Annotated in this window: 20 protein-coding genes and 2 riboswitches; of the genes, 9 read left to right on the plus strand and 11 right to left on the minus strand. The window is 69.7% G+C overall.

What is annotated here, in order from left to right:
* Positions 1–12 precede the first annotated feature (12 nt).
* The gene (purL, locus tag AC0Z9V_RS13030) at positions 13–2,286 is read left to right on the plus strand and encodes a phosphoribosylformylglycinamidine synthase subunit PurL (protein WP_485141876.1); all 2,274 of its coding nucleotides are present in this window, start codon (positions 13–15) and stop codon (positions 2,284–2,286) included.
* A 109-nt stretch (positions 2,287–2,395) separates the two neighbouring features.
* Here purL and AC0Z9V_RS13035 read toward each other — a convergent pair whose 3' ends face one another.
* The 4 genes from AC0Z9V_RS13035 to AC0Z9V_RS13050 all read right to left on the minus strand — a co-directional run bounded on the left by AC0Z9V_RS13035 (position 2,396) and on the right by AC0Z9V_RS13050 (position 6,506).
* Positions 2,396–3,115: a class F sortase gene (locus AC0Z9V_RS13035; protein ID WP_485141774.1), complete on the minus strand. Its 720-nt coding sequence runs from the start codon at positions 3,113–3,115 to the stop codon at positions 2,396–2,398.
* Positions 3,116–3,213: 98 nt separating this feature from the next.
* Complete coding sequence (locus AC0Z9V_RS13040; protein ID WP_485141775.1) at positions 3,214–4,140, minus strand: hypothetical protein; 927 nt, start codon at positions 4,138–4,140, stop codon at positions 3,214–3,216.
* Between the two features lie 263 nt (positions 4,141–4,403).
* Positions 4,404–5,810: an acetamidase/formamidase family protein gene (locus AC0Z9V_RS13045; RefSeq protein WP_208740113.1), complete on the minus strand. Its 1,407-nt coding sequence runs from the start codon at positions 5,808–5,810 to the stop codon at positions 4,404–4,406.
* Positions 5,811–5,939: 129 nt separating this feature from the next.
* On the minus strand, positions 5,940–6,506 hold the full coding sequence (locus tag AC0Z9V_RS13050) for a DUF1990 domain-containing protein (protein WP_133080309.1): 567 nt from the start codon (positions 6,504–6,506) through the stop codon (positions 5,940–5,942).
* Between the two features lie 184 nt (positions 6,507–6,690).
* Between AC0Z9V_RS13050 and AC0Z9V_RS13055 the strand changes: the two genes are divergently transcribed.
* Complete coding sequence (locus tag AC0Z9V_RS13055; RefSeq protein ID WP_133080308.1) at positions 6,691–7,560, plus strand: DUF1206 domain-containing protein; 870 nt, start codon at positions 6,691–6,693, stop codon at positions 7,558–7,560.
* A 3-nt stretch (positions 7,561–7,563) separates the two neighbouring features.
* On the opposite strand, the gene AC0Z9V_RS13060 is transcribed toward AC0Z9V_RS13055, so the two are convergent.
* Positions 7,564–7,980, minus strand: a complete 417-nt coding sequence (locus tag AC0Z9V_RS13060) for a CoA-binding protein (RefSeq protein WP_208740213.1) — start codon at positions 7,978–7,980, stop codon at positions 7,564–7,566.
* A gap of 255 nt (positions 7,981–8,235) precedes the next feature.
* Between AC0Z9V_RS13060 and AC0Z9V_RS13065 the strand changes: the two genes are divergently transcribed.
* The 4 genes from AC0Z9V_RS13065 (at position 8,236) to acs (ending at position 12,972) form a co-directional block, all read left to right on the plus strand.
* The gene (locus AC0Z9V_RS13065; protein ID WP_133080306.1) at positions 8,236–9,048 is read left to right on the plus strand and encodes an ABC transporter ATP-binding protein; all 813 of its coding nucleotides are present in this window, start codon (positions 8,236–8,238) and stop codon (positions 9,046–9,048) included.
* Positions 9,049–9,131: 83 nt separating this feature from the next.
* On the plus strand, positions 9,132–10,172 hold the full coding sequence (locus AC0Z9V_RS13070) for an aliphatic sulfonate ABC transporter substrate-binding protein (RefSeq protein ID WP_208740025.1): 1,041 nt from the start codon (positions 9,132–9,134) through the stop codon (positions 10,170–10,172).
* Positions 10,169–11,044, plus strand: coding sequence for an ABC transporter permease (locus AC0Z9V_RS13075; RefSeq protein ID WP_133080304.1), 876 nt, complete (start codon positions 10,169–10,171; stop codon positions 11,042–11,044). Before AC0Z9V_RS13070 ends, AC0Z9V_RS13075 begins: the two co-directional genes overlap by 4 nt.
* Positions 11,035–12,972, plus strand: a complete 1,938-nt coding sequence (gene acs, locus AC0Z9V_RS13080; protein WP_485141776.1) for an acetate--CoA ligase — start codon at positions 11,035–11,037, stop codon at positions 12,970–12,972. Before AC0Z9V_RS13075 ends, acs begins: the two co-directional genes overlap by 10 nt.
* Positions 12,973–13,072: 100 nt before the next feature.
* Here acs and AC0Z9V_RS13085 read toward each other — a convergent pair whose 3' ends face one another.
* The 3 genes from AC0Z9V_RS13085 to AC0Z9V_RS13095 all read right to left on the minus strand — a co-directional run bounded on the left by AC0Z9V_RS13085 (position 13,073) and on the right by AC0Z9V_RS13095 (position 15,869).
* Complete coding sequence (locus AC0Z9V_RS13085) at positions 13,073–14,011, minus strand: LysM peptidoglycan-binding domain-containing protein (protein WP_485141777.1); 939 nt, start codon at positions 14,009–14,011, stop codon at positions 13,073–13,075.
* A 3-nt stretch (positions 14,012–14,014) separates the two neighbouring features.
* Positions 14,015–14,196: riboswitch (cyclic di-AMP (ydaO/yuaA leader) on the minus strand.
* A 113-nt stretch (positions 14,197–14,309) separates the two neighbouring features.
* Positions 14,310–14,546, minus strand: coding sequence for a hypothetical protein (locus tag AC0Z9V_RS13090; RefSeq protein WP_485141778.1), 237 nt, complete (start codon positions 14,544–14,546; stop codon positions 14,310–14,312).
* 63 nt (positions 14,547–14,609) lie between these two features.
* Positions 14,610–15,869: a glycoside hydrolase family 6 protein gene (locus AC0Z9V_RS13095; RefSeq protein ID WP_485141779.1), complete on the minus strand. Its 1,260-nt coding sequence runs from the start codon at positions 15,867–15,869 to the stop codon at positions 14,610–14,612.
* A 231-nt stretch (positions 15,870–16,100) separates the two neighbouring features.
* Positions 16,101–16,205: riboswitch (SAM riboswitch) on the plus strand.
* Between AC0Z9V_RS13095 and sfnG the strand changes: the two genes are divergently transcribed.
* The 3 genes from sfnG (at position 16,199) to AC0Z9V_RS13110 (ending at position 19,250) form a co-directional block, all read left to right on the plus strand.
* Positions 16,199–17,371 (plus strand): dimethylsulfone monooxygenase SfnG, encoded by a 1,173-nt coding sequence (gene sfnG, locus AC0Z9V_RS13100; RefSeq protein ID WP_208741258.1) that lies wholly within the window; start codon positions 16,199–16,201, stop codon positions 17,369–17,371. It overlaps the preceding riboswitch by 7 nt.
* Positions 17,371–18,750 carry an O-acetylhomoserine aminocarboxypropyltransferase/cysteine synthase family protein gene (locus AC0Z9V_RS13105; RefSeq protein WP_459289134.1) on the plus strand — a complete coding sequence of 460 codons (1,380 nt, stop codon included), beginning with the start codon at positions 17,371–17,373 and terminating at the stop codon, positions 18,748–18,750. The genes sfnG and AC0Z9V_RS13105 overlap by 1 nt, the downstream gene beginning before the upstream one ends.
* Positions 18,747–19,250 (plus strand): CoA-binding protein, encoded by a 504-nt coding sequence (locus AC0Z9V_RS13110; protein WP_133080299.1) that lies wholly within the window; start codon positions 18,747–18,749, stop codon positions 19,248–19,250. The genes AC0Z9V_RS13105 and AC0Z9V_RS13110 overlap by 4 nt, the downstream gene beginning before the upstream one ends.
* A gap of 31 nt (positions 19,251–19,281) precedes the next feature.
* On the opposite strand, the gene AC0Z9V_RS13115 is transcribed toward AC0Z9V_RS13110, so the two are convergent.
* The 3 genes from AC0Z9V_RS13115 to mmsB all read right to left on the minus strand — a co-directional run bounded on the left by AC0Z9V_RS13115 (position 19,282) and on the right by mmsB (position 22,503).
* On the minus strand, positions 19,282–20,514 hold the full coding sequence (locus tag AC0Z9V_RS13115) for a hypothetical protein (RefSeq protein ID WP_485141780.1): 1,233 nt from the start codon (positions 20,512–20,514) through the stop codon (positions 19,282–19,284).
* The gene (locus AC0Z9V_RS13120; protein WP_244186246.1) at positions 20,511–21,065 is read right to left on the minus strand and encodes an RNA polymerase sigma factor; all 555 of its coding nucleotides are present in this window, start codon (positions 21,063–21,065) and stop codon (positions 20,511–20,513) included. The genes AC0Z9V_RS13115 and AC0Z9V_RS13120 overlap by 4 nt, the downstream gene beginning before the upstream one ends.
* 202 nt (positions 21,066–21,267) lie before the next feature.
* Positions 21,268–22,503, minus strand: coding sequence for a multiple monosaccharide ABC transporter permease (mmsB, locus tag AC0Z9V_RS13125; protein WP_133080297.1), 1,236 nt, complete (start codon positions 22,501–22,503; stop codon positions 21,268–21,270).
* Positions 22,504–22,507: the final 4 nt, after the last annotated feature.

Genomic DNA, 22,507 nt, shown 5'->3' on the forward strand with positions numbered 1-22,507 from the left:
ACCGCAGAGACAATGTCCAAGAAGTTCAACATCGACACGGTCGCGAACGCCGAGGCGACCCCCGGCCAGGCGCTGCCGTGGGCCGAACTCGGCCTCAAGGAGAACGAGTACCAGCGCGTCGAGGAGATCCTCGGCCGCCGCCCCACCGGTGCCGAACTCGCCATGTACTCCGTGATGTGGAGCGAGCACTGCTCCTACAAGTCCTCGAAGGTGCATCTGCGCCAGTTCGGCGAGAAGGTCACCGAGGCCATGAAGGAGCACCTGCTCGTCGGGATCGGCGAGAACGCCGGCGTCGTCGACATCGGGGACGGCTGGGCCGTGACGTTCAAGGTGGAGAGCCACAACCATCCCTCCTTCGTGGAGCCCTACCAGGGCGCGGCCACCGGCGTCGGCGGGATCGTGCGCGACATCATCTCGATGGGCGCCCGCCCGGTCGCCGTCATGGACCCGCTGCGCTTCGGAGCGATCGACCACCCCGACACCGCACGCCTCGTGCACGGGATCGTCGCGGGCATCGGTGGCTACGGCAACTCCCTCGGCCTGCCGAACATCGGCGGCGAGGTGGTCTTCGACTCCGTCTACCAGGGCAACCCGCTGGTCAACGCCCTCGCGGTCGGCGTCCTGCGGCACGAGGACATCCGCCTCGCCAACGCATCCGGCGCCGGCAACAAGGTGGTCCTCTTCGGCGCCCGCACCGGCGGTGACGGGATCGGCGGAGCGTCCGTGCTGGCCTCGGAGTCCTTCGACGACGCCAAGCCGTCCAAGCGCCCCGCGGTCCAGGTGGGTGATCCGTTCGCCGAGAAGGTCCTCATCGAGTGCTGCCTCGAGCTGTTCAAGGCCTCCGTGGTGGAGGGCATCCAGGACCTCGGTGCCGCCGGCATCTCCTGTGCGACGTCGGAGCTGGCGTCCAACGGCGACGGCGGCATGCACGTCGAACTCACCAACGTGCTGCTGCGCGACCCGTCCCTGACGCCCGGCGAGATCCTCATGTCGGAGTCGCAGGAGCGCATGATGGCCGTGGTCACGCCCGAGAACATGGTGGCCTTCGAGGCCATCATGGACAAGTGGTCCGTGGAGTACTCCTGGCTCGGCGAGGTCACCGACACGGGGCGCCTCATCATCGAGTGGGACGGCGAGAAGATCGTCGACGTCGACCCCCGCACCGTGGCCCACGAGGGACCGGTCTACGAGCGCCCCTACCACCGTCCCGAGTGGCTCGACGGCGTCCAGGCGGACGCCTACGCGGCCGAGCGGCCCGCCGACCTGCGCGAGGCCGTCCTCGAACTCATGGCATCGCCGAACATGTGCGCGAAGAACTGGGTGACCGACCAGTACGACCGCTACGTGCAGGGCAACACGGCGCTGGCCATGCCCGACGACGCCGGAGTGGTCCGGGTCGACGAGGAGACGGGCCTCGGCATCGCGATCTCGACGGACGCCAACGGCCGCTACTCCTACCTCAACCCCTACGAGGGCGCGCGCCTGGCCCTCGCCGAGGCCTACCGCAACGTGGCGACGTCGGGCGCCCAGCCCCTCGCGGTCACCGACTGCCTGAACTTCGGTTCCCCCGAGGACCCCGAGGTCATGTGGCAGTTCGCGGAGACCGTCCGCGGTCTCGCGGACGCCTGCCAGGAGCTCGGCGTGCCCGTGACCGGCGGCAACGTCTCGCTGTACAACCAGACCGGAGGCGTGGCGATCCACCCCACCCCGGTGGTCGGCGTGCTGGGCGTGTTCGACGACGTCGCACGGCGCACGCCGTCCGGCTGGCGTGAGGACGGCCAGGCCATCTACCTGCTGGGGACGACGGCGGACGAGCTGGACGGTTCCGAATGGGCCAACCTGCGCGGGCACCTCGGCGGGCAGCCGCCGGCCCTGGACCTCGCCGCGGAGCGGACCCTCGCCGCGATCCTGGTCAACTGCTCGCGCGACGGCATGATCGACGCCGCGCACGACCTCTCCGAGGGCGGGCTTGCGGCCGGTCTGAGCGACATGGCGCTGCGCTTCGGTGTGGGCGCGCGCATCGGCATCGACGAGCTGTGCGAGCGCGACGGCATCGACGCGTTTACGGCACTGTTCAGCGAGAGCCAGGCGCGGGCCGTCGTCAGCGTCCCCCGCTCGGAGGAGGTGCGCTTCAACGACATGTGCACCGCACGGAACTTCCCTACCCTCCGCATCGGCGTGGTGGACACGGAGAACCAGGCGCTCGACGTGCAGGGCTACTTCACTCTGCCGCTCGACCAGCTCCGCGAGGCGCACGAGGGCACGCTCCCCAGGCACTTCGGCTAGTACCGGACCCGGACCGACAGGAGGCCGCCACCCCACCGGGTGGCGGCCTCCTGCGTCTACCCGACGGTCACGGCTGCCGCTCGTCGCTCGATCGAGCCGACCAGACCGGTCAGGCGGCCTTCGGCATCGCCGTGACCACGACGTTCTTGCCCCAGGGGTCCTCGGTGTAGCAGCTGATGAGCACCACGCGGTTGGGCACGATGTTCCAGATGTCGCTGTCCTTCAGCGTGTCCTTGTCGTGGGTGATCACCGAGTCGACCACGTAGGTGATGTCCCCCGTCCCGGTGGTGAGGACGAACTCGCTGCCCACCAGGGCTTCGTCGCTCAACCGGTTGAAGGGGGCGTCCTTGCCGTCCCAGCTGTGCCCGGCGATGTACGTGGTGTTGTTCGAGCCGGCTCCCGGCACGCCGTAGGACGTGAGCCAGTAGGCGTCGACTGTGAGCGGCGGCACGAGGGTCTGTGCCGCGAGGTCCGCATCACTGGGGGTGAGCGGCAGGACGGCCATGTCCATGTCCGCTGCGGGGAAGGAGAGCCCGGTGGGCTGCGAGGCGGCGGGCCCGCGGTCGGCGGGAGCCGGGCTCGGTGCGGCAGCAGGAGTGGTGGTGCCGGCGGTGGACGACGGCGTCGCGACGGCGGAGAGGGTGGACGATGCGTCCGCGGGCGCTCCCGCCGGGTCGGGAGGGAGGACAGATACGGCGATGGCCAGGGCGGAGGCCGCGGCGAGCGGCAGTGCGAACCAGCGCTTCCTCGGGCGTGCCCTCACCGGTCCGCGCGAGACAGAGCCCGTCTCCTGGTCGAGGGCTTCGTCCGGGATGCCGTGCTGTTCCATGGGGTGCGCTGTCCTGGTTCGGGGGGGGTGGAGGATGCGTGCCGTCGCCCGGAACCGAGGTCGTGCGACCAGGGTCCCGGGCGACGGCAGCCGAGGGGCTAGCGCTGTGCGCGCTCGAGGCGGCGCATGCGGGCGGCGGTGGCCACGGGGACCGCGACGCCGACCGCGAGCAGTGCCGCGATGAGGGCGACGGCTGCGCTGTTGTCCTCGGTGGCGACGGCGGTCTGCACGTTGAGGCCCTTGTTCGTGCCGGCAGGAGCCTTCACGACTGCTCCGGGAGTGACCGGAGCAGCGGGAGCTGCGACGGGTGCTACCGGCGCTACGGGCGCCGCGGGAACCACGACGGGCGTCACGGGGTCGACGCCGATGGCGCCGGCATCACAGGCGGCGAGGAACGCCTTGAACAGGTCGAGGAGCTGCTGTGCGAGCACTGCGTCTCCGCTGAGCTGCTGCAGCAGGTTCTGGGCTGCGACAGACGCTTCCTCGAGGTTGCCCTGTGCTTCGAGGAGCGCAGGGTCGTTCAGGGCGAGCTCCGCAGCGGCTGCAGCAGCAACGGCGGCTTCGACTGCGGTGCTCTCCTGGAGGGACACGGCCAGGAGATTGGCGCGCGCATCGGTGACGAGCTTGTCATTCTCAGGGTTCCCGTCGCCCTGCTCATCCTTCTCGATGGCCGCAGCGACGGCAGCCTCGACGGCGATCTTGGCGTTCTCGACAGCCAGCTGGGCTTCCCCGGCAAGAAGGTCGGTCCGGTCGGCCTCAGCGACGAGGGCGTCGAGGTTCAGCGACGCCGTCACGGCGACGAGCTTCTCGCCCTCGGTGACGACGGCGGCCGTCACCGTCTCGAACTGGGTGACGAAGGTGAGGTCGACACCGGCAGCACTCAGTGCCGCGTTGAACTGCGTCGAAGCCTGCAGGCAGGCGGCGTCACCCGGTGCGGCGGACGCCATCGGAGCTCCGAGGAACAGTCCACCGGCGAGGAGGGTGGCCGTCGATCCGGCAGCAACCCATTTCTTTGCAACGATCATGTGTGCGCTTCTCCTGAAACACGTAGTATCCCGCGGGCGGTCCCCGACGGCGCAGCTTGCGTCCCCATCCGCAAGCGGCGCCCTCGGTCGGAGGGCGCCGCGAACAAATAAATTGTGTTCCGCTGATCGCCCGGATCAGGGCGTCGTCCCAGAACGAGCTGGGATTACCCTGGGCAACCGCTGTACTTCTCAACCTAGGGTGGTTGTGTTGCCCGGGCAATGAAAACAAGTAGTCCGGAACGGTAACGGTTTGGCATCGGGCGTCAGCCGAAATGCGCCTTCGCGATGAGCCCGTGCACGCCCACGGTCCGGTCCACGACCTGCGAGACCGCGAAATCCGCCGCCGCGGAGAGGTAGGCGTACGCCACGGCACGTTCCATGCCGCGGTCGTGCTCGAGGAAGTCGAGCGCGTTGATGATGGCGCGGCGCATGGCGACGTTCAGGTCGCCGGAGACTCCTCCACCGGCGAGGCCGTCCGGGTCGGAGAGGCCGATCGGGATCCAGGCGTCCTTCGTCTCGCCGAACGGATAGGAGTAGGCCACGGACGGGGCATCCCCGGTTCCGGGCTTGCAGACGGTCAGCCGGAAGGTACCGCGCAGTGAACCCTCCATCGCCGTCAGGGCGACCTCCCCGTCACCCATGCCCATGTGCGGATCACCCACGTAGAAGAGGGCGCCCGGCGCGGTGACGGGCAGGTAGAAGGTGGAGCCGGCGCCGAGATGGCGGATGTCGATGTTGCCGCCACCGAGCGTGGGAGGCACGGAGTTCGCCTCGGGTGCGGTGAGGCCGCCGGCGTCCGCGAAGGCGACGCCCATCATCCCCATGAAGGGCCGCAGCGGGAACCGGACGCTCATGTCGCCGCTGGTCATCACGCCCTGGCCCTTGTCGATCCTCGTGAACACCGAGACGTTGCCGTAGTCCGAGGGGATGCCGGATGCCCGGTTGTCCGTGGCGACCGGGGGCATGACCTCATCGAGCGTGATCCCGGCAGGAGGCGTGGATCCGGGCTGCACGGCGAGGCCGCCCTTTCCATGCCGGCTCGACACGACACCGTAGGGCACGCGCGGGAGCACCTCGAGCGTCTCGATCTTCAGGACGTCGCCGGGTTCGGCACCCTCGACGGCGATCGGTCCGGTGACGACGTGCGGACCGTCGACGTCGAACCGTCGCTCCGTGCGCCGGTAGCCGCCCGCCACGTCCACCGCGTCCTGCAGCACGGAGTCGCTGCCCACGCCGAGCGCACCGAAGTACTCGAGCGGGTTCCGGCCCTGGTCCTCGAGGATGCCCTCGTGCGAGAGCGCATCGATGGTGACGGTGCGGCCGGACCGCATGGTCATCACCGGCGCGGCGTGGACCGTGGGGACGTAGCCCCAGAGGACCTCGTCCGGCGTGGAGGAGAGGTAGTGGTCGCCCCGGATGCTGCCGCGCCCGGGCTGCAGGATGCCACCCCGCGACGTACTCCCACCGGGACCGTTGCCGGGCGTACCGGGAGGCTTGCCGGGTGCGGCCGGTATCCGCCCGGCGACGGGCGGAGCGGCGAGCGCCGACGGTGCCCCGGCCACCGATGCGGCCGAGAGGCTGCCGAGTGCGGCCACGACCCCCATGAATGTCCGCCTGCCCAATCCGTCCGTCAGCACCTCGGCAGCTTCCTGCCCTACTACGTCGTCCATGCTGGATCCTCTCCGGGTCATCGAGATTCACAAGCTAGTACCGGTCGGTTACGGGGCGGTTTCGGACCCGATTCCGGAAGAAGTCCTTCGGCAACTGCCGGCGAGCGCCCGCTGATGGCGTGCAGGAGGTCAGGCGCCGCCCGCCAGGGCGCGTGCCGCTTTCGTGTACCGGGACAGGACGTACCGCTGTGTCAGCCGCGTCACCGGGGCCGCGAGCCGGAACAGGGGGCCGGCCGGCAGGCTGTAGGCGGCGCAGCTGAACAGCACGCGGTTGTCCGCGGTCAGCTCGGCGTAGAAGGCCTCCTCCCCCCGCACGGGGTGCCCGGGCAGCGTGCCGTACCCGAAGCCGCCGCGCTGCCCGGGCACCGCCCTGCCCGCACCGTCGAGCTGTGGTGCCCTCGACCAGATGACCCGGCAGGGTGCCTTGATCCGCGCGGGGCCGAGGCCGAAACCGGAGACGACGCGGACGCCGGGTGCCGCCCGATCCGCCCCGGACTCCATGGTGAGCCCGGCACGGCGGTGCAGCTCCCAGGTGAGGATTCCCTCGGTCAGGGCCGTGAAGGCGGCAGACGGGTCATCCGTCGCGAGCTCATGGGTCTCCACCATCACGGTGTACCCGCTGGGCCACCCGCCGTCGAGCGGCTCGGGAAAGGGCCGATCGGTGGCTCCCTGCTCCCCGTACGTGAACTGCTCCATCCGTGCCCTCCCCGTCGATGTGGGGCAGCCCGACCACCCGTCGGCACTGCCCGAAATCCCTCCGCTCCAACCTAGTGGACCGGGAACTGTCCAGGGCGGGCGGAGCAGTGGCAGGATGGAGGTCCGGGCCGGTCCGGGACCGCAGCAGCGACGCCCGCCGAGCCGACGAGGAGGCGGAATTCCCATGGCACCAGGCACGGCATCCAACAAGTACTCCAAGAAGGCGGGGCACTCGGGCAGGGACGCGGCCGACAGGGCGTCCGATGCAGCCGAGGAAGCCGTCAATTCGAAGGGCTTCGAACTCGCGGCCCGCGCCGGCTATATCGCCGCGGGCATCCTGCACCTCCTGATCGGCTTCATCGCCCTCCGCCTGGCGGGCGGCGGCTCCGGCAGCGCGGACCAGAGCGGGGCCATCGGCCAGCTCGCCGGCTCGCCGGGCGGGTCGTTCCTCCTCTGGTTCTGCTTCATCGGCTGCATCGCCCTCGCCCTGTTCCAGCTCAGCGAGGTGTTCCTCGGTGCGAAAGCCGTCCCGGACAAGGAGAAGCTCGGTTTCCGGCTGAAGAGCGGTGGCCAGGCGGTCGCCTACGCGGCGATCGGTGTCACGTTCGGGCGCTTCGCGATGGGTGGCTCCAGTGACAGCAGCAGCACCACCAGCTCCCTCAGCGCCTCCCTGATGTCTCATCCGGCCGGGGCCGCACTCCTCCTCGCGATCGGCGTGGGCATCCTGGTGGTGGGCGGCTACTTCATCTACAGCGGTGCCACACGGCGGTTCCGGAAGAAGCTCTCCGGCCTCCCGCCGGGACGGGCCGGCAGCGCCGTCGTCCTGTTCGGGACGGTGGGCTACATCGCCAAGGGGTTCGCCCTCGGAGTCCTCGGCATCCTCGTGATCGTCGCGACCGTGACGAACAATCCGGAACAGTCCACGGGGATCGACGGTGCTCTCAAGGCCCTGCGGGAACAGCCCTTCGGCGTCTGGCTCCTCGGTGCCGTGGCGCTGGGGCTGATGGCCTACGGCGTGTTCATGGTGGTGCGCTCCAAGTACCAGCGCATGTGAGGTCTAGAGCCCGAGCGCCGGAGCCTCCATGACCGGGCAGGTGTCCATGACGACGTCGAGCCCGGCGTCGGCAGCGCGCCGGGCCGCATCCTCGTCGATGACGCCGAGCTGGAGCCACACCGCCCTCGCCCCGACGGCGATGGCCTGGTCGACCACCGCGCCCACCCGGGACGAGTTGACGAAGCAGTCCACGACGTCGATCGTCCCCGGGACGTCCGCGAGGCGCCGGTAACCCGTCTGCCCGTGGACGTCGTCGCCCTTGAGACTCACCGGGACGATCTCCATGCCGAGGCGATCCATGAGGAAGCGCGAGACGCCCACGGCGGCCCGCCGCGGGTTGTCGGACAGCCCGACCACCGCCCAGCGGCCGTGCTCGCTCAACAGTTTCCGGATCACCCGCGGATCGTTCTGGTGTGCCACGCCGCCTCCTGTTTCTCCCTCGATTGTTACAGCCTTTGTTACACGCCCTATTTTGCTCCTGATGGACGGCGGGCGTTTCATAGGAGTGACCATCCCGAGCGGCCGAGAGACCTGGATCAGTGAAGCCGCAGCAACCCTGGTCGTCCGCATCCCCCTGGTGACGGACGATAACGAGGTTCGAGCCACGGGAACCACCGCGTGCGGTGGCCAAGGCTCGCTCCGTAGGGTGCTACCGCCAGGACCGATGGAGACACCATGACCACAGTTCTGGCACCCGGCAGCACCCAGACCTCCACCAAGCAGGCCCTCGGGGTCCGATTCTCCGGACTGGGGCGCAGTTTCGGCTCCTCGAACGACCGGCGGGTCGTGCTCAGGGACGTCACCGTGGAGGTGAAGCCCGGGGAGATCCTCGCCATCCTCGGCACCAGCGGATGCGGCAAGTCCACGCTGCTGCGCGCCGCCGCCGGACTCGACATCCCCGACCGCGGCGAGGTCCTGATCGACGGGACCGCCGTGACGGGCATCGACGAACGGTGCGCCGTCGCGTTCCAGGAACCGCGGCTCCTGCCCTGGCACTCCCTGCAGGCGAACGTGGCGATCGGCCTGCCCAGATCCTCCAGTGCGAGCGCGGGCAAGGCCAAGGTCCTCGAACTGCTGAAGCTCGTGGGCCTGGACAGCTTCGCGAAGCACAGGCCGCGCGAAGTGTCCGGCGGCATGGCCCAGCGCACGTCGCTCGCCCGTGCGCTCGCGCGGAATCCCGGGGTGCTCCTGCTCGACGAACCCTTCGGTGCTCTCGACGCCCTCACGCGCATCAAGATGCAGGACCTCCTGCTGGACATCCACCGGGCCCAGCCCACCACCGTGCTGCTCGTCACGCACGACGTCGACGAGGCCCTCCAGCTCGCCGACCGGATCCTCGTCCTCGGCCGCGGCGACGACGAGGCGGCGGGTTCGACCGTCGCGGAACTCATCGCCGTGCCCGGGGCACGCCCGAGGGACCGCAATGCGGCCGACCTCGGGGCGCTGCGCAGTTCGCTGCTCTCCCTCCTCGGCGTCACCGGGCACTAGAGCCCGTTCCCGCGCTTTCCCCGGCAGCACTCCCGCCGCCCTCCTGTCTCCCCTTTTTCGCACCATCCACTCGAAGGACCACCATGAACCGCCGCGCCCTCCTGCCCACCCTCGCGCTCGCCACCGCACTCTCCCTCAGCCTCAGCGGCTGCCTCGCCGGCGAGAACGCCTCCGACACGGAGTCCGCCGCGGCAGGCACCGCCACGCAGGGCGGCACGCTCAACATCGACTTCGCCACCTACAACCCGCTGAGCCTCGTCATCAAGGAGCAGGGCTGGCTCGAGGACGAACTCGCCGACCAGGACATCACCGTCAACTGGGTGCAGTCCGCCGGGTCGAACAAGGCCAACGAGGCCCTGCGCGCCGGGGCGATCGACGTCGGATCCACCGCCGGATCCGCTGCCCTGCTCGCCCGCTCCAACGGCTCCCCGATCAAGGCCATCGACATCTACTCGCAGCCCGAATGGGCAGCCCTCGTGGCGCTTCCGGAGTCCGGCATCACGAGCGTCGAGGACCTGCGCGGCAAGTCCGTGGCGGCAACCCGCGGCACCGACCCGTACTTCTTCCTCCTCCAGGCACTCGAGGCCGCAGGCGTGGAGCAGTCCGAGGTCACCATCGAGAACCTGCAGCACGCAGACGGCCGCGCGGCCCTGGCCAGCGGTGCGGTCGACGCCTGGTCCGGCCTCGATCCGATCATGGCCGCTGCCGAGCAGGACGGCGCCCAGCTGTTCTTCCGCGACATCGACTTCAACTCCTACGGCTTCCTCAACGCGACGGAGGACTTCCTGACCGAGAAGCCCGACGTCGCCCAGACCGTGGTCGACGCCTACGAGAAGGCACGGGAGTGGGCCAAGGAGAACCCGGAGGAGACCGCCGCGATCCTCGCGGGCGTCGCGGGCATCGACCAGGCCGTGGCCAACTCCGTGATCATCGAGCGCACCAACCTCGACGTCGATCCCGCGCCGGGCGACGCCCAGCGCAGCGTCCTCGAGAAGATCGGCCCCGTCTTCGTGGAGACCGGTGACGTGCAGAGCCAGGACCAGATCGACGAGGCCCTCGATACCCTCTTCGACGCCTCGCTCGTGGAGAAGGCGGACCCCGCCGCCATCGGTTCCGATTCATGAGTGCTGAGCACCTGACGGGACGCAGCACCGTTCCCATCAGCAAGGAGGGCCTCGCGTCCACCGGATCTCCGGTCACCGGGGACGGGGCCGGCAGGAACCCGGGCAGGACGGGCACGGCCGGACGGCGCGTGGTCATCGTGCTGCTCGGGCTCATCGTCCCGGCGCTGATCCTGCTCGCCTGGCACCTCAGCACCGCCTCGGGCTTCTTCCGGCCGTCGCAGCTCCCCTCGCCGGCGTCGGTTCTCGCGGCCGCGGTGGACCTCATCGAGCGCGGCCAGCTCGCCACCCACATCCTGATCTCCACACAGCGGGTCCTCCTCGGGTTCCTCCTCGGATCCCTGCTCGGGGTCCTGGCCGGCGCACTGCTGGGCCTCTCCCGCATCGCGGACGTCCTCCTGACCCCGACCGTCGGGGCGCTCCGCGCGGTCCCGTCCCTGGCGTGGGTCCCGCTGCTGGTCCTCTGGATCGGCATCAACGAGGACTCGAAGGTCACGCTGATCACCATCGGTGCGTTCTTCCCCGTCTTCACCACGCTGTACCTCGGGTTGCGCCACGTGGACCGCAACCTCGTCGAGGCAGCGCGGGCCTTCGGGCTGGGCGGCATCCGACTGCTCACCACGGTGCAGCTCCCCGCCGTCGTTCCCGCCCTGTTCTCCGGCCTGCGGCTCGCACTCGCGCAGTCCTGGCTGTTCCTCGTCGCGGCCGAACTCATCGCGTCGTCGATGGGACTAGGCTTCCTGCTGACGGACTCGCAGCAGAACGGCCGCGTGGACCGCATCATCCTCGCCATCATCCTGCTGGCCGTGATCGGCAAGACCACCGACGCCCTCCTGGGCATCGCCGAGCGCTGGGCGGTGCGCAAGTGGGCGTAGGGACGACGACGCCGAAAGGACAGGCCGCGCTGCAGGACGAGGCCGAACGGCTCGCGTTCTGGGCCGAGCAGGCCGCCCGGCTCGAGTGGCAGGACCCCTGGGACACCCTGCACACCTTCGAGAAGGCGACCCCGCAGGAGGACGGGACGCTCAGCGTGCCCGTTCTCGAGTGGTTCTCCGGTGGCACGCTCAACGTCGCCGCCAACTGCGTCGACCGCCATGTGCGGGCCGGGCGCGGCGACACGGTGGCGCTGCACTTCGAGGGCGAGCCCGGCGATCGCCGCACCGTCACCTACGCGCAGTTGCAGGACGAGGTCTCACGGGCCGCGAACGCACTGCTGGCCCTCGGGATCGGCAAGGGCGACCGCGTGGTGATCTATCTCCCGGTCCTCGTCGAGACGGTCGTGGTCACCCTCGCGTGCGCCCGGATCGGCGCCGTGCACTCCCTCGTGTTCGGCGGGTTCTCGGCGGAGGCACTGCGCTTCCGCGTCGAGGACACGGGCGCGAAGCTGCTCGTCACCACCGACGGCCAGTACCGCCGGGGGACGGCCGTGCCTGTGAAGGACAACGCCGACGCCGCGGTATCCGGTCGGAACAGCATCGAGCACGTGCTCGTGGTGCGCCGCACCGGTTCCGACGTCAGCTGGACCGGAGGCAGGGACGTCTGGTGGCACGACGTCGTCGACACCGCGTCACCGCACCACGAACCGGAGGCGTTCGACGCCGAGACGCCCCTGTTCATCATGTACACCTCGGGGACCACCGGGAAGCCGAAGGGCCTCGTGCATACGTCCGGCGGCTACCTCACGCAGGCGTCGTGGAGCTTCGAGCACCTCTTCAGCAATCCCGATCCGGCCCTGCGGGATCGCGACGTCCACTGGTGCACCGCTGACCTGGCCTGGGTCACCGCGCACACCTACGAGCTGTACGGGCCGCTCTCCAACGGTGCCACGCAGGTCCTCTTCGAGGGCACACCGAACACGCCGCACCCGGGCCGCCACTTCGAGATCATCGAACGCTACGGCGTCACGAGCTACTACACGGCGCCGACGCTGGTCCGGTCACTGATGGGCTGGTTCCCCGACGGCGTCCCGGCCGGCTACGACCTCTCGAGCATCCGCGTGCTGGGCACCGTCGGCGAGGCGGTCAATCCCGAGGCGTGGCGCTGGTTCCGGAAGAACCTCGGCCGCGACGAGGTGCCCGTCGTCGACACCTGGTGGCAATCCGAGACCGGCGCGACCGTCCTCTCCCCCAGCCCCGGGGACACCGACTTCAAGCCCGGCTGCGCCGCTCGCGCCCTTCCCGGGGTCAGCACGCGCATCGTCGACGACGAGGGCCGGCCGGTGCCTCCCGGCGTGCAGGGCCTGATCGTGGTGGATCGCCACGGCCCGGCCATGGCCCGCACCGTCTGGGGGGATCCCCAGCGCTACCTCGATTCCTACTGGCGGAAGTTCGCCGCGCAGGGCTGGTTCCTGGCGGGCGACGGCGCGCGGTACGACGACGACGGCGACACCTGGATCCTCGGGCGCGTGGACGACGTCATCAACGTGTCGGGCCACCGGCTGTCCACCATCGAGATCGAGTCGGCGCTGGTGGCCCACCCCCTGGTGACGGAGGCCGGCGTCTGCCCCGTGACGGATCCGCTGACGGGCCACGCGATCGCCGCGTTCGTGGTGCTCTCGGCAGGGGCGGACGCATCCGGCGACGTCACCGCGGCCCTGCGCTCGCACGTGGCGGGCGCCATCGGACCCATCGCCCGTCCCTCGTCCGTCGTCGTCGTCCCCGACGTGCCCAAGACACGCTCCGGGAAGATCATGCGGCGCCTGCTCACCCAGCTCCATGAGGGCACGGCCCTCGGGGATACGACGTCCCTGCAGAACGAGGGCTGCATCCCCGGCATCCAGGCCGCCCTGGCAGCGCGGGGCTGAGTCCCCGCGTCGGTCGGCGCCTCTGTCGGGCGTTAAAGAAAGGAAGCGGCAGGGCCCCGTCCAAGCACCTGCCGCTTCCCGCGTGTGGTCCGTCGGGTTGCTAGCCGGCAACCCGGACGAAGGATGCTCCCGGCAGGTCCGAGAGGGGGTGCTGCATGGTGAGGTTCGACCCGTTCATGCCGCTGCTGATGACCTGGCCGCCGCCGACATAGATGGCCACGTGGCCCGCCGTGATGACGATGTCGCCGGCAGCAGGGGTGGCCACCGTCGAACCGAACTGGAAGAACTGCGAGGGACCGAGGTCTCCCACGGAGATGCCCGCTGCCCGCAGGGCGTTCTCGACCAGTACGGTGCAGTCCTGGATCGCGCCGGCCTGCAGCTGCGCCTGGGCGGACGCCACGAGGGTGCCCGCGACGCCGCTGGATGCCACCGGCGTGATGTCTGCCGAGGCGAGGTACACGCCCGAGCCGGGCGCGGTCGACACAGCCGGTGCCGGGGCGACGGCGGCTGCCTGCTGGACCTCCGCCGCGGGAGCGACGACGGCTGCCTGCTGGACCTCGGCGGCGGGAGCGACGGCCACGGGGACCGACACGGCCTGGGCCGGAGCCTGCGCCGCACCGCTCGCGGGGATCACCACGGTGTCGCCGGGGAAGATGATCGAGGCGAGGGAGAGCCCGTTGGCCGCGAGGACGGCCGTCAGGTCGGCGCCGTAGGTCGCTGCGATGCCACCGAGGGTGTCACCGGCGACGACGGTGTGGGTCGCATCGGCTGCGGGAGCGACCGCTACGGGAGCGACTGCTGCGGCGGGCGCCGCTGCGGGTGCTGCGACGGCTGCGGGGGCGGTCGAACCCTGCTCGGTGTAGGAGCCGGCGTGCGCGGTGCCGACAGCGCTGAGCGCGAGGCCCGAGGTGATGGCGACGACGGCGACGGGGCGGCCGACGGTGGTGGCGTGCGCCTTGGCTGCCTGCGACAGTCCCTGCATCGCGAGGTTGCCGTCGACTGCGGCACGGTGGCGCGCAGGGGAAATCTTTCGGAACATGGATGAATACCTCTCCCATGCCTGCGGGGTGAGCTGTCGGGTTCGGATGGGAGTCACCCGGCCGCGGTCAGCGCCGTATCCGGCGATGTTCAGCGACTTAACCCCGAGGACGCCGGCAGGAGGGCCGCACGCCCGGTGGAACTGTGGTTCCCCCGTCCCCGCCTCGGTGTTTGCGAACGAATCCCGATCGGCGGCAGGGCTCGGCAATCCGTCCGGGAGCGCCTCACTCCGGCGGAGGCACCCGATGACGATACCCAGTGCTCCTCCGGTTTGTCACATTTCCGTAACGGCGCGTACCCTACGCGCCGGTGCGGAACGACCACCAGCGACGCACGGCGGCGAGCGTGCCACCCGCGCTGAACGCGAGCAGGACGATCTGCTGCAGGTAGAACCCATGGCTCTCGACCGCACCTGTGCCGCCCGCGCCCAGCGCGATGCTGGTGGCCAGGGTGACGGTCAGCACGAGACCCACCCAGGAGAGCGTGCTCCAGAGCATCCGTTCCCGCAGGCGGCCCGCAGATTTCCAGCTGTCCATCCCCTCAGCGTAGGCGTCCGGAGAGCGTGCGCGGCCCACGGACCGCGCACGCTCTCCGGTCCGCTACGGCCGTACGGGCGCGCTGGCGTTCGCGATCAGGTCCAGCGCCTGCTCGGGGAACCAGGCACCGGCCGCAGGATCCACGCGGCCCCACTCCGGGTCCATGCCCCCGTTGTCCGTCAGGCCGCGACTGCACTCCCCGTCGGACTCTCCCGGGACCTTGATCCAGAGGAAGGCGTCGGCGAGTTCGTTGCCCGTGTCGGAGGTCGGGAGGTAGCCGAGTCCGCGGCCCGGAGGATTGCACCAGACCTGGGGATCCGGGTAGGCGACCGACGGGACCCAGGGGCCCCGTCCGTTCCGGCTCGTGTCGATCACGAAGTGTGCGAGCTCGTCCGACGACGGTGCGTTCGGAGCACCGGCGACGTGCTGCGCGTACCACGCGTCCGTCAGCCCCCAGGTGGAGAAATCGGCGGGCGAGGCCGGGTAGTACTGGCTGGCGCAGGATCCGTAGGCCCCGGGGTCGATCTCGGTGGCGTAGTGGATGCACTGCGACACCCAGCTGCCGAACTTCAGCTGCCGCTCGGTGAGCTCGTAGTTGGAGACGTTGAGGAAGAAGCCGTCGGCCTTCTGTACGCCGGCCTTCACGAGCCGGCTCGAGATCTCGCCCGTACCGAGCCAGGCGCTGTGGGTGCCGTCGAGGTAGACCTTGGTGTCGGGCAGTGCCTTGAGGCGGTCCACCGCATAGTTGAGCATCTCGAAGCGTTCCGCTGCAGCGCTCGCGGCGTCCGCCTCTGCCGGCTGGCACCACTCGAGGGCGCCGTCGAGCCCGCGGTACCAGGGGATGATGCCGAGGCCGTCCGGTTCGAGGATCACCATCGCCGCCCTGTCCTGGATCCCGGCGGCGAGCGCGTCGATCCAGGCCTTGTAGCCAGCGACGTCGGTCGCGCCACCGGCGGAGTACTGCGAGCAGTCGCGGAACGGCAGGTTGTAGGCCGCCAGCACGGGGACCTGCCCCTTGCCCGCGGCGCGGTGCGTCGTGTTGCGCACCTGCTGGGTGACGGCCTTCGGATCGCTCCCGGTGACCCAGACGGCCTGCGGCGTCGAGACCATGGCACCGAGGCTGTCGGCGGTGGCACGATCACCCGAGGCTCGCAGGTCGGCGATCTGCCGGTGGGCCTCGTGGTAGTGGCTCTTCTCCGGGATGTAGAACCCGGTGGCCGTCGTTCCGTCCGGGCTGTCCGGCCCACCCTTCTGGCCCTGGGCCACGGCGGGCAATGCGGAGAATGCGGTGGACGCGAGGACCCCGGCCAGGGCCAGGGTCATGGCGCACGTTCTGGAAATGCTGAGCATCATTGCTCCTCATGTCGATGGGTATCGGGCGGAGTAGCCCGAGCAGGAGACGCCGCCTATCCCCATGGAAGCGCTCCCACGGCCAGTCTTCGGTGGATGCCGGAACTTTTGTCAAGGTACTCAGCACACTGATCGCTGCGGTGGGCTTCTCCATGCGGAGACACATTGTTTGGAGCTGCGGCGCCTCTGGTGTCACACTCGTCGTGACCATCCCGAGCGGCTGAGAGATCTGGCTCACTGACGCCGCAGCAACCCTGGCCTCCGCGTCCCCGCGGCGACATTAGGGTGCTACTGCCAGACCGATGGAGGAAACCATGAGCGTCGCCGACCTTTCCACCCCTCTGAAATTCGCCTACTGGGTCCCCAACGTCAGCGGTGGCCTGGTCGTCTCGACCATCGAGCAGCGGACCAGCTGGGACTTCGACTACAACAAGAAGCTCGCGCGGATCGCCGAGGACGCCGGGTTCGAATACGCACTGTCGCAGACCCGCTACGCAGCGTCCTACGGTGCCGACAAGCAGCACGAGGCGACGAGCTTCTCCCTCGCCCTGCTGGCCGCGACCGAGAAGCTGAAGGTCATCGCCGCCGTCCACCCGGGCATGTGGCACCCCGGGGTGCTCGCGAAGTACATCATCACCGCCGACCACATCTCGAACGGCCGCGCAGCCGTCAACATCGTCTCCGGCTGGCTGAAGGACGAATTCATCAACTTCGGCCTCGACTGGCTCGAGCACGACGAGCGCTACGTCCGCACCGAGGAGTTCATCCGCGTGCTGCGCGGACTGTGGACGGAGGAGGGCTACAGCCAGGCCGGCAAGTACTACACCATCAAGGACTTCACGCTGAGCCCGGCCCCGGTCGCCGTGCCGGGCCGCCCCCACCCCGAGATCTTCTTCGGCGGGAACTCGACGGCGGCCCAGGCCACGGCCGGCCGCGTGGCGGACTGGTACTTCTCGAACGGGAAGGACCTCGAAGGCTTCAAGGACAACATCGCCGGCGTCCGGGCCTCCGCCGAGCAGGCCGGCCGCCGTCCCCGCTTCGGGCTGAACGGGTTCGTGATCGCCCGCGACTCCGAGAAGGAGGCCCGCGACACGCTCCGCGAGATCGTCGAGAAGGCCCACCGCCCCGCCGTCGAGGGATTCCGCGACGCCGTCCAGGAAGCCGGACCGTCCACGAAGGACGGCAAGGGCATGTGGGCCGACTCGACGTTCGAGGACCTCGTGCAGTACAACGACGGCTTCAAGACCCAGCTCATCGGCACGCCCGAGCAGATCGCCGAGCGCATCGTGGAGTACAAGAAGATCGGCGTGAACCTCCTGCTCACCTGCTACCTCCACTTCCAGGAGGAGGTGGCGGCGTTCGGCACGGACATCCTCCCGATCGTGCGTGAGCTCGAGGCCGACGCCGCCCGCGCCGCGGGAGTGGAATTCGATCCGGACGGCACACTCGCCGTCCCCAGCAAGGCAGGTGTCTGATGGCAGAACGTTCCTTCGGTTTCCGTACGCGCGCACTCCACGCCGGCGGCACTCCCGATGCCACCCACGGCGCGCGCGCCGTACCGATCTACCAGACGACGTCCTTCGTCTTCAAGGACACCAACGACGCCGCCAACCTGTTCGCGCTGCAGAAGTACGGCAACATCTACTCGCGCATCGGCAATCCCACCGTCGCGGCGTTCGAGGAGCGCATCGCCTCCCTCGAGGGCGGCATCGGGGCGGTGGCGACGGCGTCGGGCATGAGCGCCGAGTTCATCACCTTCGCCGCGCTCTGCCAGGCGGGCGACCACGTCGTAGCCGCATCGCAGCTGTACGGCGGAACGGTCACCCAACTCGACGTCACGCTGCGCCGCTTCGGCATCGAGACCACCTTCGTCCCCGGGACCGACCCCGCGGACTACGCGGCCGCCATCCGCGAGAACACCAAGGCCGTCTACGCCGAGGTCATCGCGAATCCCTCGGGTGAGATCGCCGACCTCGCAGGCCTGGCGAAGGTGGCCCACGACGCCGGGATCCCCTTCATCGTCGACTCGACGCTCAGCACGCCCTACCTCGTGCGGCCCATCGAGCACGGAGCGGACATCGTGATCCACTCGGCCACCAAGTTCATCGGCGGGCACGGCACCACCCTGGGTGGCGTCATCGTGGAGAGCGGCCGGTTCGACTGGGGCAACGGCAAGTTCCCCATGATGACCGAGCCGGTCCCCTCCTACGGCAACATCCAGTGGTGGGCGAACTTCGGCGAGTACGGCTTCCTGACGAAGCTCCGCACGGAGCAGTTGCGCGACATCGGGCCGTCGCTGTCGCCGTCGTCGGCGTTCCAGCTCCTACAGGGCGTGGAGACCCTCGCGCAGCGGCTCGACGAACACCTCGAGAACGCGCAGGCCGTCGCGGAATGGCTGCAGGCCGATCCGCGCGTCGAGTACGTCAACTACGCCGGTCTTCCCACCCATGTCCACCACGAGCGTGCGAAGACGTACCTGCCGCAGGGCCCCGGCTCCGTGTTCAGCTTCGGCATCAAGGGCGGCCGCAAGGCGGGCCAGAAGTTCATCGAGTCGCTGCAGCTCGCCTCGCACCTCGCGAACGTTGGCGACGCGCGCACCCTCGTGATCCATCCGGGCTCGACGACCCACCAGCAGCTCTCCGCCGAGCAGCTGGTGGCGGCGGGCGTCCCCGAGGACCTCGTGCGCATCTCGGTGGGCCTGGAGGACCTCGACGACATCCTGTGGGACCTGGACCAGGCCCTCGACATCGCCGTGGATTCCTCCGACGCGGAGTTCGACGAGCTCCCGCAGGAATCCGCCGGGGAGAACGACGACGACCCGTCGGCAACGCGGGCAGTAGGAGTGGGAGCATGAGCGGCACGGACGCACCGGCACGGACCTGGGAGGGACCATCGGCCCCTGAGCGCCTCAGTCTGCTGAGGAATGCGCGGTCGGTGGCGATCGTCGGCGCATCGGACAAGCCCTCCCGGGCCTCCTACTTCGTGGCGACCTACCTGCAGTCCTCCTCGCCGTACCGCCTGTACTTCGTGAACCCTGTGGCCAAGGAGATTCTCGGGCAGCCCGCCTACGCGTCGCTCGCGGACCTCCCGGAGGTGCCCGACGTCGTCGACGTGTTCCGCAAGCACGACGACCTGCCCTCCGTGCTGCAGGAGACGCTCGCCGTCGGAGCGAAGACCCTGTGGCTGCAGCTGGGCTCGTGGCACGAGGACGTGGCCCGGGAGGCGCAGGGCGCCGGCCTGAACGTCGTGATGGACCGCTGCATCAAGATCGAGCACGCACGCTTCCACGGCGGGCTCAACCTGGCGGGCTTCAACACCGGCGTCATCTCCTCGAAGCGGCAGATCACCTCGTAGGGCGCCGCCCCCTCCCAGGCCTCGATCCCGGTCAACGGGAACTGTTGGACATCGCCTCTGATCGGGATCCGACCTCGGGAACGGCCGCCTCAGACACCGCGACCTCGGCACCGGAGCTGTCCGGAGCTGCAGCGTCCACCGGCCCGACGGGGTCCACCGGCAGCACGTCCTCAGGAGCCGGTCCGACCGGGAGGTCCACCGGCAGGACGTCCTCCGGAGCCGGTCCGACCGGGAGGTCCTCCGGGACCGGATCGGCGGGGAGCTCCCCCATCTCAGGGCCGACCGGGAGCCCCGGTACCGGGTCGTCGGGATCGAGGAGCGCATCGGCCGGGAACAGGGCGGACCGATCGGGGTCCAGGGTGATCGGCGCGTCGAGGAGGAACGTCGTGTCGGCAGGACCGGCCGGTGCGCGGAGCCACGACCTGCGGTGGCCGGCAGGAGCCGGGGTGTCACCGCTGATCGTCTCCGGAGCCGTGACCGTGGTCTCCTTCGTCAGGCTCCTGTCCTGCCCCTGACCGGGTGTGAACCGGCCCGGTGCTGCATGGCCGGGCTTCTCCGGATCGGGTCGGCCGGTCGTGCCGGGTACCGTTCCGGTCGTGGGCGGCGTCACCGGGGCCGCGGGCTGCCGCGGACCGTCCGGCCTCCGGGTCGCAGAGTCCGCAGGGCGTACCGTGCCGGCCGGTGGCCGGGCTGCCGGTACGACGGCCGGCGCCGGTAAAGCAGCGGCGGCTTCATTCACCTCGGGCGACGCGGGAGCGGGAGCCGGCATCAGGGCACCACCGGCGTCCGCAGGGGCGGACGGCGCCGGGGCGGAGGCGGACGGTGACGGGGCGTGAGCGGGAGCGCGAGCGGGCACCGCCGGGACGACGGCGGGACCATGCCCCGCGTCGGCGAGCGGTTCAGGAGCGGGTTCGGCCCGGTCGACGTCGTTGCGGACGGTGAAGCGGGTGATCGAGACGACGGCGTCGTCGAAACCTTCCCGTAAGTGGAGCGTCCCCGCCGCCACACCGGACATGCCCGCGCCCATGGAGACGGCGAGCGCCCCGCCGAGGAACGTGATGCGGCGCTTGTTCCGGCGCCCCTGCGGCGCCCTGCCGCCGTCGGCCATCAGCCGGGCGAGTTCTCCGGACGCATCGGGTGCGGGCCCGGCGCCGAGGTCGCCGATCTCCCGGACGGCGCGGACGAGTGCCGGTTCCGCGGGAATGCCGGCCTCGTCGAGGAGTCGCTGCACGGGGTCCGGCGGCGGGGTGTCACGTCCAGTCATGGCGTTTCCGATTCCTCAGGTCGAACGATTTCCTTCAGCTTGAGCAGTCCCCGCCGTTGCAGCTGCTTCACCGATCCTGCGGACCTGCCCAGGATCTCCGCGACCTGTTCGATCGGCAGCTCCGCGACGATGCGCAGCAGGAGGACGTCGCGCTGCTCGGCGTTGAGCTGGTCCAGCATGCCCCGTGCACCTCCCACACCGAGGTTCCCCAGTGCCACCCTCTCGGCGGAGTCGGTGAGCCGGGTGTCGCCGTCGGCCTCGTAGCCCACGAGCACCGGCGCCCTCGTCCGCTTTCTCACCTCGTCCACGTACCGGGCATGTGCCACGGAGTAGGCGAAGGTGCGGAGCCCCTGGAATCCACCGGAGACGGAGTCCAGCTTCGAGAAGACCGTGAGGAACACCTCCTGCGTGAGGGCCTCCGGGTCGTCCGAGCCGCGCCCCGCGAAGTACCCCAGCACTCCCGGGCTCAATGATCGGTAGATGCTGGAGAAGGCCGCCGGATCGCCTGCTCGAGCGCGGAGGAGCGCATCATCTGGCAGGGGTGTGACCACGGACTGTTCCTTGTTCGAGCGGGACGGCGACACCATCGTAACCATCGCCCTCCGCCCGTGGACGCCGGCCCTCCCGGGCCTGCGGCAAAGAGAAGGCCGCACCGAGACCTGTTGGGGGAAAGGTCTCGGTGCGGCGCTTACACAGGGGTAATCGATGGGCGGGGCGGGAAAGTTACGCCCCCTCCGATTTTTCTTCGCCGGCCTACTTCAGGGCGTTGGAGGCCCGGCGCTTGTTGAAGACGTCGAAGCCGACGGCGAGCAGGAGCACCATGCCCTTGATGAACTGCTGGACATCGATGCCGACGCCGAGCAGGGACATGCCGTTGTTGAGCACGCCCATGATGAGGCCGCCCGTGATGGCTCCTATGACCGTTCCGACGCCACCGGTCACGGCCGCGCCGCCGATGAACGCCGCGGCGATCGCGTCGAGTTCGAAGAGGTTTCCCGCTCCCGGACCGGCGGAGTTGAGGCGACCGGTGAAGATGAGCCCTGCCAGGGCCGCGAGCACACCCATGTTGACGAAGAGCATGAAGTCGATGCGCTTCGTGTTGATGCCGGAGAGCTGTGCTGCCTGGAGATTGCCTCCGACGGCGTAGATGTGGCGCCCGAAGACGCTGTTGCCCATCACGGCGCTGTAGCCCACGATCAGGATGCCGAGGACCACGAGCACGATCGGCGTGCCGCTGCGCGAGCTCGCCAGAAGGTAGGTGAGGCCGAGGATGATCACGACGATGAAGGCGAGCTTGGTGAAGAACCAGGCCGCCGGCTCGTCCTCGAGCTTCAGGCGTGCGCGGGTGGCGCGTCCGCGGAGCTGGGTGATGGTGAGGAGGGCGACGGCCACCAGGCCGAGGACCACCGTGGTCCAGTCCAGGAGGTTGGTCTCCGCCGGGAACAGCCCGGGGAAGAGGAAGCCACCGCCGAGCTGGCGGTACTCCTCGGGGAAGCCGGTGATGCGCTGGTTCTCGAGCACGATCTGGGTGAGTCCACGGAACACGAGCATGCCGGCGAGTGTGACGATGAACGCGGGGATGCCCACGTAAGCCACCCAGAAGCCCTGCCAGGCCCCTACCAGTCCGCCGATGATCAGTGAGGCGAGGAAGGCCACCCACCAGGTGAACCCCCAGTCCTGGATCATGATGCCGGACATGGCCCCCACGAAGGCCGCCACGGACCCGACGGAGAGGTCGATGTGCCCGGCGACGATGATCATGACCATGCCGATGGCCAGGAGCAGGATGTAGCTGTTCTGGACGATGATGTTGGAGACGTTGTCCGGCATCAGCAGAGCGCCGCCGGTCAGCACCTGGAACAGGGCGACGATGACGATGAGCGCCACGAAGATACCGATCTGGCGCAGCCTGCTCGTGAGGAAGGCGAGCCCGTGCTTCACGGGAGGTGGCGGTGCGGTGACCGCGGGGTCTTTGACGGTGGTAGCCATGGAA

The sequence above is a fragment of the Arthrobacter sp. UYP4 genome, from assembly GCF_057291175.1.

What these genes read in the sequence shown, in the direction of transcription:
- AC0Z9V_RS13035 (WP_485141774.1), bottom strand. Translation starts at nt 3,115, where the DNA reads ATGGAACAGCACGGCATCCCGGACGAAGCCCTCGACCAGGAGACGGGC.
- AC0Z9V_RS13070 (WP_208740025.1), top strand. Translation starts at nt 9,132, where the DNA reads ATGAACCGCCGCGCCCTCCTGCCCACCCTCGCGCTCGCCACCGCACTC.
- sfnG (WP_208741258.1), top strand. Translation starts at nt 16,199, where the DNA reads ATGGAGGAAACCATGAGCGTCGCCGACCTTTCCACCCCTCTGAAATTC.
- AC0Z9V_RS13085 (WP_485141777.1), bottom strand. Translation starts at nt 14,011, where the DNA reads ATGTTCCGAAAGATTTCCCCTGCGCGCCACCGTGCCGCAGTCGACGGC.
- mmsB (WP_133080297.1), bottom strand. Translation starts at nt 22,503, where the DNA reads ATGGCTACCACCGTCAAAGACCCCGCGGTCACCGCACCGCCACCTCCC.
- AC0Z9V_RS13115 (WP_485141780.1), bottom strand. Translation starts at nt 20,514, where the DNA reads ATGACTGGACGTGACACCCCGCCGCCGGACCCCGTGCAGCGACTCCTC.
- AC0Z9V_RS13090 (WP_485141778.1), bottom strand. Translation starts at nt 14,546, where the DNA reads ATGGACAGCTGGAAATCTGCGGGCCGCCTGCGGGAACGGATGCTCTGG.
- AC0Z9V_RS13110 (WP_133080299.1), top strand. Translation starts at nt 18,747, where the DNA reads ATGAGCGGCACGGACGCACCGGCACGGACCTGGGAGGGACCATCGGCC.
- AC0Z9V_RS13095 (WP_485141779.1), bottom strand. Translation starts at nt 15,869, where the DNA reads ATGACCCTGGCCCTGGCCGGGGTCCTCGCGTCCACCGCATTCTCCGCA.
- AC0Z9V_RS13055 (WP_133080308.1), top strand. Translation starts at nt 6,691, where the DNA reads ATGGCACCAGGCACGGCATCCAACAAGTACTCCAAGAAGGCGGGGCAC.
- AC0Z9V_RS13045 (WP_208740113.1), bottom strand. Translation starts at nt 5,810, where the DNA reads ATGGACGACGTAGTAGGGCAGGAAGCTGCCGAGGTGCTGACGGACGGA.
- AC0Z9V_RS13105 (WP_459289134.1), top strand. Translation starts at nt 17,371, where the DNA reads ATGGCAGAACGTTCCTTCGGTTTCCGTACGCGCGCACTCCACGCCGGC.
- AC0Z9V_RS13075 (WP_133080304.1), top strand. Translation starts at nt 10,169, where the DNA reads ATGAGTGCTGAGCACCTGACGGGACGCAGCACCGTTCCCATCAGCAAG.
- AC0Z9V_RS13040 (WP_485141775.1), bottom strand. Translation starts at nt 4,140, where the DNA reads ATGATCGTTGCAAAGAAATGGGTTGCTGCCGGATCGACGGCCACCCTC.
- AC0Z9V_RS13065 (WP_133080306.1), top strand. Translation starts at nt 8,236, where the DNA reads ATGACCACAGTTCTGGCACCCGGCAGCACCCAGACCTCCACCAAGCAG.
- purL (WP_485141876.1), top strand. Translation starts at nt 13, where the DNA reads ATGTCCAAGAAGTTCAACATCGACACGGTCGCGAACGCCGAGGCGACC.
- AC0Z9V_RS13050 (WP_133080309.1), bottom strand. Translation starts at nt 6,506, where the DNA reads ATGGAGCAGTTCACGTACGGGGAGCAGGGAGCCACCGATCGGCCCTTT.